Raw genomic sequence first — 16464 nt, 5'->3', positions numbered from 1 at the left:
TTTACTTTAAATGTTGGAGCCTATAATTCAGAAGTAATTAGAGCAGCTATTTTGTCTATACCTAAAGGTCAGTGGGAGGCAGCAAGTTCAATTGGTATGACTCATACTCAATCTTTGATTCGTGTAATATTACCACAGGCAACAAGGGTATCTGTACCACCACTTTCAAACTCATTTATAAGTCTTGTTAAAGATACATCACTTGCTGCATCAATTACTTTCACTGAAATGTTTCAAATTGCTCAAAGAATAGTTGCAGCGACATATGAGCCACTTGTATTATACTGTGAAGTAGCTTTTATATATCTATTATTTTGTACAATACTTTCTATTATTCAACAAAAGATAGAGAAAAAGCTGGAAAGACATGTGGCTAGGTAATTGGAGGAAATATATGATTAATATACAGAATTTACACAAGAGTTTTGGAGATAACGAAATATTAAAAGGTATTGATTTAAAGATTAAAAAGGGCGAAACAACAATTGTAATTGGCCCATCAGGTTCAGGTAAAACCACCCTTCTTAGGTGTATGAATTTATTAGAAATTCCCAATATAGGAACAATAGGAATAGGTGATAATGAATTGGTATTTGGTGGAGACAAAAATCCGACTGATAAGGAAATATTAACTCTACGTAAAAATACAGGAATGGTATTCCAAGGTTTTCATTTATTTCCTCACATGACTGTGGTGGAAAACATTATGGAGGGACTCACTATCGTGCTTAAACAACCTAAGAAGGTAGCTTACGATAAATCACTAAAACTTTTAGAAAAGGTTGGGCTTTTAGAAAAGTGTGATAGCTATCCTCATGAGCTTTCAGGAGGACAACAGCAGAGAGTTGCTATAGCTCGTGCTATGGCGATAGAACCGTTAGTGTTGTTATTCGACGAGCCAACCTCTGCACTGGACCCAGAGCTTGCAACAGAGGTGCTTAAAGTTATGAAGGAACTATCTCATGGTGGTATGACAATGGTAGTTGTTACTCATAACATGAGTTTTGCAAGAGAAGTAGCAGATAATATAATATTTATTGATAACGGAATAATAGATTATAAGGGCACCCCTGAGCAATTGTTAGGTAACAAAACTAATCTTAGAATAAAAGAATTTTTAAATTTAGCGTCAATTTAAGAAAATAGGTATAAAACATTGGAATGCAGTTTACTCTATAGATATTGTACTGGAGATAGGTGTACAATAAACCAAGGCACATTCAAATAAATAGAAACTATAAATGAGGTGATTTAATTGGTTGATGTAGCACTTCTAGGGTGTGGAGGTGGAATGCCTATTCCAGAAAGATATCTATCTTCTCTTCTAATAAAATACAAAGGAAGAAAGATACTGATTGACTGCGGTGAAGGCACTCAAGTATCTATGAAAATACTTGGATGGGGATTTAAGTCAATTGACGTGATTTGTATAACTCATGGACATGGGGATCACATTATAGGACTTCCAGGTATTCTTGCGACAATTGGTAACAGTGGCAGAATTGAACCTATTACCATAATTGGTCCAAAAGGCATTACAGATATTGTAAAAGGATTGAGTGTTGCAGCACCTTACCTTCCTTATGACATTAATATATTAGAAAATCCACAAGAATCAGTGAAAATGAAATCTTCAATAAATTGTATTAAGCCTTCAGAAGAAGAATTTCCTGATTTAATAATATCAACTCTGGAACTTGAGCATTCAACTAATTGTTTGGGATATAGCTTTTATTTTAAAAGAAAACCAAAGTTTGATGTAAAAAGTGCGAATGCCAATGAAATACCAAAAATATATTGGAATAGACTTCAAAAAAATGAAATTATCATTAACAATGGAAAAACGTATTCACCAAGTATGGTATTTGGGGAAGAAAGAATAGGAATAAAGCTTAGTTTTATAACTGATACAAGACCAATTACTAAAATAGAAACTTTCATTAATAAAAGTGACTTGTTTATTTGTGAAGGCACCTATGGTGATGAAAAGGATATAGAAAAAGCTATAAAAAATAAACATATGACCTTTAGCGAGGCAGCAGGACTTGCTTTAAATGGAAAAGTACAGGAACTTTTATTAACGCATTTTAGCACTTCAATGCACAACCCTGAAGCGTATAAGGATAGAGCAGAAATTATCTTTAAAAACTCTATTATCGGATTTGATAGATATGTAAAGACTATGTCTTTTAAGGATTAAAACAAATTGGAGGTTCGAAATGTTAAATAATGAAATCAAAGAAAATTTACTTAGAGAAGGAATTCATGAGGATGCGGTGAAGTCATTAGATGAAAAGGGTAGGTGCTTATTTGATATAAATAGTACAAGGGATGTATGCTTTGAACTTATTGATGTAGGGGTTAAGTTTAGTTGTGAACAAAGTGTTTTAGATGATGGATTGTATTTAATTAAAATTTTAAATTAGAAACTGGAAACTGGAAAGTTTAAACTCATCATGATTATTTCGTATATTTTTTAAAAGAGAGTGTAAACTAATATTAAAATAGTTTAAGAAATTAGGAGGATTACATATGCAAGGAAAAATGTTTTGTTTTCAATGTGAACAAACTGCAGGTGGAAAAGGTTGCACCAACATCGGAGTTTGTGGAAAAACGCCAGAAATTGCGGCTCTTCAGGATTTACTGATTTATCAGCTAAAAGGAATTAGTTGTTATGCCACTAAACTTTTGGAAAAAGGTGAAAAACTTGATAAGTCTTGGGTATCTTTTATTGAGAATTCATTATTTATGACATTAACTAATGTAAACTTTGATCCAAAGTCTCATATTGATATGCTTAAAAGATCTCAAGTAATAAAAGAAGATGCCAGGAAGAAAGTAGCAGGAGAAAAAGTAAATAGTAAAGAGGCTTTATATAATTTAAGCGATACTAAAGAGCAAATGCTTGAGGATGCTAAAAAAGCAGGCATTATGTATGATGAAAGTTTAGATGCAGATATTCGCTCAGTTCGCGAAACAATAAAATACGGATTAAAAGGAATTGCGGCATATGCTCACCAAGCTAGATGTATTAATTATAATAGCGATGAGGTGGATGATTTTTATTTTATAGCTCTAGCAGTACTTACAGATGATAGTTTAAATCTTCAAGATCTAATTAAGTACTTAATTAAAACTGGAGATATGAGTGTGAAAGTTATGGAGGTATTGGATAAAGCTAATAATGAGAAATATAACTCACCTACACCTACAAAGGTAAATGTGAATGTTAAAAAAGGACCATTTATCGTAGTTTCTGGTCATGACTTAAGGGATCTTGAAATGTTACTTGAGCAAACAGAAGGCAAGGGGATAAATATATATACGCATGGCGAAATGTTACCTTCTCATGGATATCCAAAGCTCAATAAATATAAACATCTGGTAGGTAACTTTGGTGGAGCATGGCAAGATCAACAAAAGGAATTTGATGGCATACCTGGCTGTATTTTAATGACAACAAACTGCTTAATGAAACCAAGAGATTCTTATATAGATAGAATCTTCTCAACAAGCGTTGTCGGCTGGGATGGGATAAAACATATATCTAATGATGAGAATGGTAACAAAGATTTCTCTGAACTAATAAATAAAGCGCTAGAATTAGGTGGATTTGACAAAGATGAAGAGGTTAAAGAAATCCTAGTAGGGTTTGGACATAAGGCAACTTTAAGTCATGCTGAAACAATAGTGAATGCCGTTAAAGAAGGGAAAATCAGACACTTCTTTTTAATAGGAGGATGTGACGGTGCAAGACCGGGAAGAAATTATTACACTGAATTTGCGCAGCTGGTGCCTAAAGATTGTGTTATTCTAACTTTAGCCTGTGGAAAATATCGTTTTAATAAATTGGAGTTTGGTGAAGTAGCTGGGCTTCCAAGATTGCTAGATATAGGTCAATGTAACGATGCATATTCTGCTGTGAAAATAGCACTAGCATTAGCTGACGCATTTAAATGCAACATTAATGATTTACCACTGGCAATTGTTTTAACTTGGTATGAGCAAAAAGCTGTGGCAGATTTATTGGCATTATTGGCTCTAGGGGTAAAAGGAATTTACCTTGGACCGACTCTACCTGCTTTTTTAAGCCCTAATGTATTACAATTCCTAGTTGACAATTTTGACATTAAACCAATTAGTACACCAGAAGATGATTTAAAACAAATACTAGGATAAAAATATAAATTTTAAAGTTATAGTTTAAAATATAGCTGTTTTAAAAGGTAGTAACTACTTTTGAGACAGCTTTTTTTATGTGGGCATTATTATTTCAAAAATGCAAAGAGATATAAATTTAAAGGAATATATAAGCTAAATAACTCTTTTATATTTGGGTAACATATGATAAAATGAGAACAAACGTTTGCGAGGTGATAAATATGGATATAATGAGAAAACTTGAAATATTATCAGATGCTGCAAAGTATGATGCTTCTTGCTCTTCCAGTGGGTCTAATAGAAAGAATACAAAGGGAGGCATAGGAAATGCAGCAACAACAGGTATTTGTCATTCATGGGCACAGGATGGCCGATGTATCTCACTACTTAAAATTTTATATACCAATAAATGCGTATATGATTGTAAATATTGCATTAATAGATCTAGCAATGAAGTGGAGCGAACAAGCTTTACGCCTAAGGAAGTAGTAGATTTAACTATAAATTTTTATAGAAGAAATTATATTGAAGGATTATTCTTAAGCTCAGGTGTGGAGCGAAGTCCAGATTATACAATGGAAAATTTAGTTAGGATTTTAAAGGATTTAAGATTGATCCATAAATTCAATGGATATATTCATGTAAAAGCTATACCAGGAGCTGATCCAAAACTCATTTATGAGGCAGGATTGTATGCAGATAGAATGAGTGTAAATATTGAGTTGCCATCTGAAAAAAGTTTAAAGCTCCTAGCACCTCAAAAGAATAAAGCAGATATATTAAAACCTATGGGACTTATTAGTCGTAGTATAATAGAGTCTATTGAACATAAGAAAAAAGGATTTAAAGCACCAAAATTTACACCTGGTGGACAAAGTACGCAGATAATGGTGGGGGCAACGAGCGAAAGTGATTTAAGGATAATTAGTCTTACAGAAGGATTGTATGATACTTTTGGGCTTAAGAGAGTCTATTATTCTGCTTATGTGCCAGTGGTAGCTAATGTAAATTTACCTGCTATTATAACTACGCCTCCACTTTTAAAAGAACATAGAATGTATCAAGCAGATTGGCTTTTAAGGTTTTATGGTTTTAAGGCAAATGAATTGTTAGATGAGAAAAACCCGAATTTTGATATAGATTTAGATCCTAAAGCCTTTTGGGCATTAAATAATTTAGATAAGTTCCCACTAGAGGTAAACAATGCATCCTATGAAATATTACTTAGGATTCCTGGGATAGGAGTAACATCAGCCTTAAGAATAATAAGAGCAAGAAGACTTTGTAACCTTTCCTATGATAATTTAAAAAAATTAGGAGTAGTTCTTAAAAGAGCCAGGTACTTTATAACTTGTAGTGGTAAATTTTATGGGGATAAGGATATGGAAAGAGTTCGTCTTAAAAATTATTTGTTAGATTTTGAAAGCTTTGATAAACCAGAACAACTAAGTCTTTTTAACCTAAGGAGTGATTTATTTGGTTAGATACATTTATGATGGGAGTTTTGATGGTTTTTTATCTGTTATATATACTTGTTATTATAATAAAGTTCCTGAAAGTATAGCGAGAGAAAATACCTATAATGCCAACTTACTATTAGAAGACAAAGCTGTAGAAACTGATATAATAAAATCAAATAAAGTATATAATGCTATACTTGAAAAAATATCAGAGGATACTTTAGTTCATGTATATCAAGCATTTTTATCTGAGTCATGCGGAATAGAATTAAAATTATTTAAATATATACAACTAGGATTTAAGTTAGGGAGTAAAGTTAATGACTTTCTAACAGATCAAAATGTAAATGAAATACACAAATATTCTAGGAAAGTGGGCTTCGAGGCACATAGATTTTTAGGACTAGTTAGATTTCAAGAATTTAAGGGCATATTGTATTCAGCAATCCAGCCTGATTACAATATTCTTGAACTCATAGCCAATCACTTTAAAGCAAGGCTTGCTAATGAAAAATGGGTAATTCACGATGTCGGAAGATACATAGGCATAGTTTATGAAAACAATGAATGGATAATGAGGGATTTAAAGTTTGAAAAATTAGAAAGTCATGAGAAGGAAGAGCTATTTTATCAAAATCTTTGGAAAGCTTTTCATAAAAGTACTTCCATAAAAGAAAGAACAAATGATAGATTACAAATGCAACATATGCCTAAAAAATATTGGAATAATTTAATTGAGATGAAGCAGCACAACTAGTTGGAAATATAACTTATAGTGCCAACTTTTTTATATTTCATCATTTCATTTTAAAAGTGTAGTAAATCGTGTTATAATAGACATAAACACATTTAATTGTTGATTAATAGATTAAGGAAGGAACGGTAATTATGAAAAAAACTGTAGAATATAAGAAGAAATCAGAAGAATATACGCCAGTAGAAACTCCTAGTATAAGTTTTGAAAGAAAAAAACGTAAGATGGAAGAAATCTACAAAACACTAGAAGAATTAGAGGCTACTAGTAAAGAGACCGCTAAATCTAGTAAGGAAATAAACGATAAGCTTCCTAAGAAGCCTATTGTTAAAGACATAGATGATGTGAAAAATATCAAAAAGACTCAATTGAATACACCTTCATTTATAGGTTCACTTGCGGGGCTTATGTCTAAATTTAAAATACTTGGAAAAGTATATAACGTAGAGAAAAAAGAAACTACTTGGTACATAAGAGGAACCATAAAAATGATTAATGATATAGACCCTAGAGATATGTAATATTTATCAACTGCTGTATGAATTATATGAGAATCATAAAATAGAAGGCACAGTTAAAGAACCCTATACAATCATGTATTGTATAGGGTTCTTTAACTTTTTTATGCTATTCTTCTAGGACAATTATAAAAGTAAGTCTAACTTAATTTACTTAAAGCTAAATTCAATTTATCTAGAACAAAGGCGACATCAGTTTCTGTTATAACAAGAGGCGGCTGGAAAGCTAACACATTTCTACCAGATCCATTCTTACCTAAAAGAATGCCTTCATCCTTTAATATCTCTAGTATAATGTCAGTTTCTTCTAATGCAGGTTCACCGTTACCATTTATTAGCTCTACACCTAGCATAAGGCCTATACCTCGAACATCATAAATAATTGGATACTTCTCTTTAAGTTTATGTAGACCCTCTTTTAATTTTTTTCCTAAAGTTTCTGAATTAGAGCATAAATTATTTTTTTCAATGTAGTCGAGTACAGCAATAGCTGTACTTGCAGCTACTGGATTTCCACCTAAAGTAGAGGCAGAAGCTTTAGTAAAGGCTGCTGCAATTTTATCATTTGTGCAGAAAGCTGATATAGGAATCCCGTTACCGAGGGCTTTTGCAACTGTTATTATATCTGGAACAACATCATAATGTTCTATGGCAAACATCTTACCGGTTCTTGCAAATCCTGTTTGAACTTCATCTATAATAAGTAATATACCATTTTTCTCAAGTATGGTCTTTAATTTTTTGAAGTACCACAGGGGAGGAGTTATTATACCACCATTTCCTTGTATAGGTTCTGCAATAAAAGCTGCAATTTTATCTGCGCCTTTAGATGCTATCGCATTCTCAATAGCGTCTAGGGACTCAATAGCTGCTTTCTCAAGAGTTTTATTTCTGCTATAAGCATTAGGCACAAAGGTAACACAATCAGAAAGCATAGGATCTGCTCTCCACATAGGGATTTCTGTTGCACTCATAGTCAAATAAGTTCGACCGTGTAGGCTGTTATTCAATGAAATAAATTCATTTTTTCCTGTATAAAGTCTAGCAAGTAAAAGGGCACCTTCATTAGCCTCTGAGCCTGTGCAACAGAAGAATGAATGCTTAATATCACCTGGCAATACATATGAAAGCTTTTCAGCCAGATTAACTATTGGCTCAGTTAAATATATAATACTAGTATGCTGAAGAGTTTTCATTTGATCAATTGTAGCACTTAAAATTTCAGGGTTACAATGCCCACAATTAATAACGGAAACCCCTGCGTAAAAATCAAGATACTTTTTACCTTCGCTGTCAAATAAATACTGCATTTTCCCCTTTACAATTTGAGGAGGGCTTTTATAAAAATGTTGTGAACATGGAAAAAGAAACTCTTTTTTCTTGTTAATTATCTTTTCTGGACCTATATAACTTGACAATATTATACCTCCTTGTCTAATTTATTATTTGTTTTTATGCACCTAATTAAATTGAAAAGCTCCAAGAGTAAATCCAGAGGGAGTAGGACTTAGTGCATGGAATAATTCCTCACATTTATTTAAGTCATCAAGTGCTTCTCTATAAATACTTAAAACCTCTCGTAAACTATTATCATCATAATGGCAGGCTTCAATTCTAAAATGATTTACACCAATATCATTAAGTTCTTTTAAAAAGGGAAGATAACAAAGTTCTTTATAAAGTGTCATATGATTTCTACCATAGTTATCTTTATACACTGGGTGTTCATATTTTTTTTCATCTACTAAAACTAATACCTTGTTGTCAACGTGAGCGTTATTTTCACATCCGCTTGCCTCTAAGACTTTTGTATTTTCATATAAATCATGGTCCATATACATAACTGCTGGAGATCCATGAACTATGAGTTCAATAGGGATTGGTGATTTAGCAATAACACCTTTAGCATCTATAAGTGGTGTTTCTAAAGATAGCGTAGCAATAGATAAACCTTGTTTTTCATAAAAACTAGCCGCACTTTCATTATAGATGTTTAAAGAATAATCACCAATAAGTTCAAGTCCTAAAGATTTGTATTTATGAATAGCTCCTAAATTTGTTACAATCAAGCCATCAAGGTTTAAGTTGTTTTCACTAAGCAATTGATTGTATTTTGAAAAATCATTTTCAAGCATCATTCTTGGAAAACCTAAATATATCTTTGTAGCTTTTTTGATGTTTGTTAATTTAAGAATATCATTCTTACTAAAAGGAAGGTTTGGCGCATATACCTCACCAGATAAATAAATCGCATCAGCACCTTCCTCTATTGCAATTCTAGCTTGTGAATAGGAATTGACTTTTACACTTAATTTAGGTTTCTGTGATAGAGAAGTTATCACGGTCAAAAGGTTCTTGATTTCTTCGACCCTGTCTTTACTAATTTCAATTTCTTCTACAGGCTTACTAAAAACTTTGCCATGGCTATAAAATTTACCCGTACCTTCATACCGTCTATTTATATTTGAGAGTCCAGGTTTCCCAAACGCGCTGCAGGTAGATAAGTCCCTTTTGCGAGTTTCATAAATACTTTGTGCATCTTTTTTTCTATCATAGCAAATAGGATCTTCAATATATCTATTTATAGCGTCGCTGTAGTAATTAATCATAGTAACAAGGTAATCTGCATCTCTCATTCTTCCTTCTAGTTTAAACGAGAGTATACCTGCCTCAATCATTTCAGGTAGATTCTCATACATATACATATCTTTAACAGCCATTGGATATTCTGTAGGATAAGCTAGACCATCTTTTTTCATTGTAAAATGCCACCGACATGGCTTCATGCAAAGGCCTCTATTACTACTCTTCCCGAAAAGCATGCCACTATACAAGCATTGAGCACCATGAGTAATACACATATCTCCATGAGCAAAATATTCAAATTCCATATCAGTTTGGATATGTAGATTCTTTATGGTTTGTAAATCCATGTCGCGTGATGCAACAATTCTAGTAATCCCACATTCTCGAAGGGTCAAAATAGTTTCTAAGTTGTGAACATTCATCATTACAGAAGAATGGAGAGTTAGGCTTAAATTTAAACTTTTGACAAATTCTAATATGCTAAAATCTTGAATAATTAAAGCATCTGGTTTAGCTTTTTCTAAAAATTTCAGATATTCTTCTGCATCTTTCAAATCCTGCTGGCTAAAAAGATTATTTACTGTTACATAAACCTTTTTATTTAAGGAATGCGCAATAGCAATAGCTTTTTCTATTTCGTCATTTGACAAGTTATAACCAGACCTATGCATACGCATATTTAATTTCTTGCCACCAAAATATACTGCATCAGCCCCGCTATGAATAACTTTTTCAAATATCTCGAAAGTTCCAGCAGGGGCTAATAATTCTACTTCCTTCTTGTTAAAAAATCTACTCATATTAAAACACCTTTCCTTTATGTTTAAAATCAAAAATTTTTTCTTGGATATATAAATAAATGCCATTTTAGCTAAATATATAAATAAATTTTGAAAATAATAAGTATTTTTATATTTTTATGTAAATAATAGTTTTATAAGTATATGGAGGTGTGAAAATGGATTTAGAAAATAATTTAATTAATGATTGGGATAAATGGAAAAAAACATTATACAGAGCAGTTTCTATGGGCGAAACAGTAGGTTTATCAGATGATACAATAACAAAACTAGGTTCAAAAATAGGAGATTATCTAGCTTCCAATGTGGACCCAGATAATCGTGAACAGCGTCTTTTAAAAGAACTCTTTGAAGCTTCTGGTAAAATAGAGAAAGAAACTTTAACACGCGTCATTATAAAAATGATAGAAAAAGATCGTTAATTAATATATATTTAAAATTTATATTGATATAACCTCTTTCTATACTAAGATAAAAAGAGGTTATATTTTATTGCAATGTGCCATTATTTGACAAATGAGCTATTGGATAAATCTTGCAACGTACAGTTATTAGTAGTTAGTTTTTTTGCTTTAAGCCAAATTAAAACTTCTTGCAATTCTTTTTCAGAAGGCATACTAGCACTCGAATAATTTGGAATAACTAGAGTGTTCTTAACAGTATCTGGAAAACCGGCTTCTTGAATAACAAAATCAATGTAGCTTTCAGGCTTTTCTTCTTTTAAAAATTTAACTGCTTTATTATAGGCTCTATAAAGTGATTTTATTTCTTCTGGTTTTGATGTTATGGCATCATTTGTGAATATCATTACGCCAGGATTTATACCTAGTTTATCAGAGCTACTTATAATTTTTCCACCGGCAGAAACCGCTAAACTTGCAAGAGGTTCTGGTAAAGTAGCCATATCTAACTTGCCATTAGTTAGCATCTCAAGTCTAGTAGGTATCTTTGGTATTGCAACCTTTTTAGGTGAGTTAATATCTACATTTGAACTTTCCATAATTCTATCTGTTAAGTATTCAATAATGGTATTTTTAGAAATTCCTATTGATTTTCCGACAGATTGTTCAATTTTAGAAATATTAGAATTCTTCCCGGAAATCAATTTAAAGCTACCATCAGTTTTCGATGTTATTTTAACGTCAAACTTATTATCGTTAAAAAATACTACTGCAAGCATATCAGATATTGCTCCATTAATTTTTCCTGTTTGAAGGGCTGTATCTCTATCTAATGCACTTTTAAAATGCTCTATTTTGACCTGAATTCCTTCTTCCTTAAAATACCCATTGTGCTGAGCAATAATAAATGGAAGCGAGTCTAAATCTGGCATAACACCAATTGTTAGTGTTTTGATTGGTTGAGAAATAGGTTCCTTTGGGGTATTGCTTGAGCAACCAACAATACTCATGCTCATTGTTAGTACTAAACCAAGCACTAGAAATTTTTTTTTCATGGTGTACCTCCGATAGTAATTTATTTACACGCATCTTATAATTTAGAAAGTTGAAAGAATGTGAAATAGGAGATAAATCATATAAAGTACGATAATGAAACGTAAATAACGGAGTTATCATAACACTTATTTAACAAAGTGTAAACCGCTATAACGAAAAATGCAAATGTGTATTCCGTGAACTAAATAACCAAAATTAATTATTAATGACCAAATCGCTCCATTGCATACATTGTCAATATTATTATGATAAAATTTTAACTAAGAAGTTGAAAGAACCGATGAATAGGTGAAATTGTTAATGACATATATAACTTATTTAATAATAATTTTCAAACTTAAGGGGGAAATATATATGACTGAAATGAAAAAAGTGAAAAAAATAGCTATACTTGGCGGAGGGTATGGTGGAGTATTAACAGCTAAGAAACTCGCTAAAAAATTTAAAAAGAATGAAAACGTTGAAATTACTCTTATAGACCAAAATCCATACCATACTTTGCTTACTGAACTACATGAAGTAGCCGCAGATAGGGTGTCAGAAGATTCAATAAGGATTGATTATAAAAAAATATTTGCAAAAAGAAAAGTAAATGTAGTACTTGACTCAATTACAGATTTGGATTTCAAGAATAATAAGCTGAAATCTGAAAATAATACCTATGAATATGACTATCTGGTTGTCGGTGCTGGATCTAAGCCAACATACTTTGGAATAAAAGGCGCAGAAGAATTCTGTCATAAATTATGGTCATTCGAAGATGCTGTAAATTTAAAACATCATATTCTTAATATGTTTAGAAAAGCCGTGAAAGAAACTAACAAAGATGAAAGAAAAAAATTATTAACTTTCATTATTGTTGGTGGTGGTTTCACAGGTGTTGAAATGATGGGTGAACTCGGTGAGTGGAAGAAAAGATTATGTAAGGAATTTTATATAGGTGAAGAAGAGGTAACTTTGATTCTAGCAGATGACTTACCTAAAATATTACCGAATTTTCCGGATAAACTAATTGCTAAAGCTAAAGCTAGACTTATTAAATTAGGCGTTACAATACTTACTAATGCTGGGGTTACAGAAGTTACGAAAGATCGTGCTACTGTAAGAAATAATGGAACCGTTGATACATACACAGTTGTTTGGACAGCTGGTGTTGAGGGTTCAGATATTATTGGCAAAATGGATATTGCACAAAAGGGAAGAAAAAGAATAGTAACTGATGATAAATTACAATCTTTAGATTATAAAAATGTTTATGTCGTTGGTGATAATATTTTCTTTATTCCTGAAGGTGAGGAAAGACCTCTCCCTCAAATGGTAGAAAACGCTGAAGAATCTGCTGAGTTAATTGCACATAATGTCTATAGTGACATTATGGGTGGTGAAAAGAAAGCTTATAAACCTGTATTTCATGGTGCAATGGTTTGTATTGGTGGTAAATATGGTGTAGCAAACATTGGAACACCAAAAAAATTCTATGCCTTATCTGGATTCTTTGCATTATTTGTTAAACATTTTATCAACATTGTGTATTTCATACAGGTTGCTGGATTTAACAAATGTTGGTCATATATATCGCATGAGTTTTTACATGTTAAAGATAATAGAAGCATGCTTGGAGGATATTTTTCAAACTCATCTCCAAATTTCTGGTTACTAATATTAAGAATGTTCGTTGGTTACAAGTGGTTAACAGAAGGACTTGCAAAATTACCTAGTATATTAGCAGATCCTTCAAAAATATTTTTAATACCTGCCCAAGTAGTTGATGGAGCATCAGCTGCAACAGCAGCAGCACCAGTTGCAGGAGCTGTGGCAGCACCAATAGTCGTGGCATTGCCAGTACCTGGTTTCATAGAAAGCATGGTTAAGTGGTCTATGAATACTTTCTTCTATACAGGAGATGGTGGATTTACTACTTTAGCTACAGTTTTCCAAACAGGTATGGTACTAGCCGAAATATGTGTAGGATTATTACTGATAGTTGGATTATTTTCAGCATTAGCTTCACTTTTATCAGTTGCTATGGGTGTAATGATTTGGAGTTCAGGAATGGCTCCTGCTGAGATGCTATGGTTCTTGGCTGCAGGAATAGCACTTATAGGCGGATCTGGAAGTACTTTTGGTTGTGATTACTATGTATTACCTGTTTTGAAAAAATACTGGAAAAAGATAGGATGGGTTAAAAAATCTTATTTATATGTTGACTAGTAAGTATATTTTAAAAACAGTAATATAATTAAAAATTGAATTTTTTTAAAAATGAAATGTCCTTTTAAAAATATTTAAAAGGACATTTCATTTTATAGTGGTATATTAATAATATGTAATTGTTATTATTTACAGATTTAAAAAAAGAAATATTAAAAAATAATTGGACAAAGGTGATAAAATGAGTAAATTTTGGGAAAATTACCCTGATATTGCAAGTGAATTAGAAAATACAAAGAAAATAATTAAGGATAATGTAAAATCTAGTGAAAAAGAGTTTGATGAGGCTATTTCTCCTTTAGTTGATGCGGGGGGAAAGATGTTAAGACCTGCTTTTTTAATATTAGCAGCAAAGTTTGGAGAGTATGATAAGGATAAAATGAATAATCTAGCGGCGGCCATCGAAATGATGCATATGGCAACATTAGTTCATGACGATGTTGTAGATGAATCTAAACTTAGACGTGGTGTGGAGACGGTGCAACACAAATACAGTAAAGAATATGCAGTGTATATTGGTGATTTTTTATTTTGCCAATGTTTTATAATGCTTTCTGCATTTGATTACTCCACTCAAATATTAAGAGATATTTCAAATGCAATATCTAAAATATGTATGGGAGAAATAAGACAATATAATATAAGATACTTCAAACATACAAGCCTTAAAAAGTATCTAAAAATTATATCGGGCAAAACAGCAGCTTTGTTTGCTATTAGCTTTTATACAGGTAGCAAGGAATCTAACTGCAGTGAGAAAACTTCAAAGTTACTTGGAAGAGTTGGTTACTATATTGGAATGGCATTTCAAATCATAGATGATCTGCTTGATTACAGTGGTGATGCTGTTAAACTAGGGAAAAACTCTCAAAGCGATTTGATAAAAGGGTATTATACACTACCATTAATATATGCTATGGCAGAGGACACTGAAAATAAAATTTCCACTATTTTAGATAACTCTTCATTAAATGACGCAAATGTACGAGAGATAACCATGTTAGTAAATAAATTTAAAGGAATAGATAGAGCTAGAACTCTAGCAGATAAATATACAAAAAAAGCTTTTGATTATATAGAAAAATTACCTGCGTGTGATAGTAAAGAAATAATTAGAGATGTAACAGAAAAATTATTAAATCGTAATTCCTAATGAATTTTTGAGAGGAATGATTTTATGGCTTATAGAGATTTGCAGGATTTTATAAATCATTTGAGAGAAAAGAAACTTTTAGACGAAATTGAAATAGAAGTAGATAGTGATCTTGAGATTACGGAAATAGCTGATAGAGTTTCAAAAAAACATGGTAATGCATTGCTTTTTAAAAACGTTAAAAATTCTGCTTACCCAGTTTTAATTAATTCATTAGGAAGCTATGAGAGATTGAACTACGGCCTAGAGGTAGAAAATCTTGACGAAATTGCTGAAACTATAATTGATTTTTTGGATGTGTCTAATTACATAACCTTAACGAATAAGGTGAAATCTATTTCAAAACTTGAAAGTATGGCAAGAGTGTTTCCTAAAAAAGTGAAAAATGCAGCTTGTCAAGAGGTAATTGAGGAAGCAGATTTAAGTAAACTTCCTATATTAAAGTGTTGGCCAGATGATGGAGGACGCTATATAACCTTGCCACTCGTAATAACAGTAGATCCAGAAACTAATCAGCAAAACATTGGAATGTACAGGCTTCAAGTATATGATGAAAATACTACTGGGATGCATTGGCATCTACATAAAGACGGCAGAGAAATATATGAAAAGTATAGAAAGCTTGGACGGAAAATGCCTGTATCTGTAGCAATAGGCTCTGATCCAGCAACTATGTATGCAGCGTCTGCACCACTGCCCAAAATGATAGATGAAATGATTTTCGCGGGATTTCTTAGAAAATCACCCTTAGAAATAGTTAAATGCATTACTAATGATATTTATGTACCTGCTAATGCTGAATTTATATTAGAAGGATATGTAGATTTAGATGAAAAAAGACTAGAAGGTCCCTTCGGTGACCATACAGGGTATTATTCTCTTGAGGATATGTACCCCGTGTTTCACATTGAAAAGATTACAAGAAAAAAGAATCCAGTATACCCTACAACAATTGTAGGAAAGCCTCCTATGGAAGATTGTTACCTAGGTAAAGCTTCAGAAAGGATTTTCTTACCATTAATAAAGATTCAGTGTCCTGAAATAATAGATCTAAATTCCCCTTTAGAAGGGGTATTTCATAATTGTGTAATTGTTTCTATTAAAAAAGCTTACCCAAAGCATGCTCATAAAATTATGAATTCTCTATGGGGTCTTTCCCAAATGATGTATACAAAAATGATTATTGTTGTAGATGAGAATATAGATCCACAAGATATCTCAACCGTTGCCTGGAAAGTATTTAACAATATAGATCCAAGTCGCGATTTAGTGATTTCAGAAGGACCATTGGATGCACTGGATCATGCGTCAAATACTCCCTATTACGGTTCAAGGTTAGGTGTAGATGCTACAAAAAAATGGCC

At 32.1% G+C, this 16464-nt stretch carries 15 protein-coding genes; 12 read left to right on the top strand and 3 right to left on the bottom strand.

Going from position 1 to position 16464, the window contains the following annotated elements; all coding sequences use genetic code 11:
- The 8 genes from JJE11_RS03640 to JJE11_RS03605 form a co-directional block, all read left to right on the top strand.
- On the top strand, positions 1–381 hold a 381-nt coding region (locus JJE11_RS03640; RefSeq protein WP_291632892.1), incomplete at its 5' end, for an amino acid ABC transporter permease.
- A 13-nt stretch (positions 382–394) separates the two neighbouring features.
- A complete protein-coding gene (locus JJE11_RS03635; RefSeq protein ID WP_291632891.1) occupies positions 395–1138 on the top strand; it encodes an amino acid ABC transporter ATP-binding protein in 744 nt (247 codons plus the stop codon).
- Positions 1139–1255: 117 nt separating this feature from the next.
- On the top strand, positions 1256–2200 hold the full coding sequence (locus tag JJE11_RS03630) for a ribonuclease Z (RefSeq protein ID WP_291632890.1): 945 nt from the start codon (positions 1256–1258) through the stop codon (positions 2198–2200).
- A gap of 19 nt (positions 2201–2219) precedes the next feature.
- Positions 2220–2426, top strand: coding sequence for a hypothetical protein (locus tag JJE11_RS03625; protein WP_291632889.1), 207 nt, complete (start codon positions 2220–2222; stop codon positions 2424–2426).
- A 106-nt stretch (positions 2427–2532) separates the two neighbouring features.
- Positions 2533–4179, top strand: coding sequence for a hydroxylamine reductase (hcp, locus tag JJE11_RS03620; RefSeq protein ID WP_291632888.1), 1647 nt, complete (start codon positions 2533–2535; stop codon positions 4177–4179).
- A 203-nt stretch (positions 4180–4382) separates the two neighbouring features.
- On the top strand, positions 4383–5645 hold the full coding sequence (locus JJE11_RS03615) for a putative DNA modification/repair radical SAM protein (protein ID WP_291632887.1): 1263 nt from the start codon (positions 4383–4385) through the stop codon (positions 5643–5645).
- Positions 5638–6378 carry a TIGR03915 family putative DNA repair protein gene (locus tag JJE11_RS03610; protein ID WP_291632886.1) on the top strand — a complete coding sequence of 247 codons (741 nt, stop codon included), beginning with the start codon at positions 5638–5640 and terminating at the stop codon, positions 6376–6378. The genes JJE11_RS03615 and JJE11_RS03610 overlap by 8 nt, the downstream gene beginning before the upstream one ends.
- A 131-nt stretch (positions 6379–6509) precedes the next feature.
- Positions 6510–6896 (top strand): hypothetical protein, encoded by a 387-nt coding sequence (locus JJE11_RS03605; RefSeq protein WP_291632885.1) that lies wholly within the window; start codon positions 6510–6512, stop codon positions 6894–6896.
- Positions 6897–7033: 137 nt separating this feature from the next.
- On the opposite strand, the gene JJE11_RS03600 is transcribed toward JJE11_RS03605, so the two are convergent.
- Both JJE11_RS03600 and JJE11_RS03595 read right to left on the bottom strand, forming a co-directional pair.
- Positions 7034–8311 (bottom strand): aspartate aminotransferase family protein, encoded by a 1278-nt coding sequence (locus JJE11_RS03600; protein WP_291632884.1) that lies wholly within the window; start codon positions 8309–8311, stop codon positions 7034–7036.
- A 42-nt stretch (positions 8312–8353) separates the two neighbouring features.
- On the bottom strand, positions 8354–10279 hold the full coding sequence (locus JJE11_RS03595) for a U32 family peptidase (RefSeq protein WP_291632883.1): 1926 nt from the start codon (positions 10277–10279) through the stop codon (positions 8354–8356).
- Between the two features lie 158 nt (positions 10280–10437).
- On the opposite strand from JJE11_RS03595, the gene JJE11_RS03590 reads away from it, so the two are divergent.
- Positions 10438–10701: a DUF3243 domain-containing protein gene (locus JJE11_RS03590; protein ID WP_291632882.1), complete on the top strand. Its 264-nt coding sequence runs from the start codon at positions 10438–10440 to the stop codon at positions 10699–10701.
- A gap of 83 nt (positions 10702–10784) precedes the next feature.
- Here the strand turns inward: JJE11_RS03590 and JJE11_RS03585 are convergent, their stop codons facing one another.
- A complete protein-coding gene (locus tag JJE11_RS03585) occupies positions 10785–11735 on the bottom strand; it encodes a MetQ/NlpA family ABC transporter substrate-binding protein (RefSeq protein ID WP_291632881.1) in 951 nt (316 codons plus the stop codon).
- 355 nt (positions 11736–12090) lie between these two features.
- Between JJE11_RS03585 and JJE11_RS03580 the strand changes: the two genes are divergently transcribed.
- The 3 genes from JJE11_RS03580 to JJE11_RS03570 all read left to right on the top strand — a co-directional run.
- The gene (locus tag JJE11_RS03580; RefSeq protein WP_291632880.1) at positions 12091–13947 is read left to right on the top strand and encodes an FAD-dependent oxidoreductase; all 1857 of its coding nucleotides are present in this window, start codon (positions 12091–12093) and stop codon (positions 13945–13947) included.
- Positions 13948–14128: 181 nt separating this feature from the next.
- Positions 14129–15100 (top strand): polyprenyl synthetase family protein, encoded by a 972-nt coding sequence (locus tag JJE11_RS03575; protein ID WP_291632879.1) that lies wholly within the window; start codon positions 14129–14131, stop codon positions 15098–15100.
- 24 nt (positions 15101–15124) lie between these two features.
- On the top strand, positions 15125–16464 hold a 1340-nt coding region (locus JJE11_RS03570), incomplete at its 3' end, for a menaquinone biosynthesis decarboxylase (RefSeq protein ID WP_291632878.1).

This window comes from Clostridium sp. (assembly GCF_016650095.1).
In the GTDB taxonomy this organism is placed as follows: domain Bacteria; phylum Bacillota; class Clostridia; order Clostridiales; family Clostridiaceae; genus Clostridium_AD.
The sequence above is the reverse complement of the archived record's forward strand: the minus strand, read 5'-3'. Positions and strand labels throughout refer to the sequence as shown.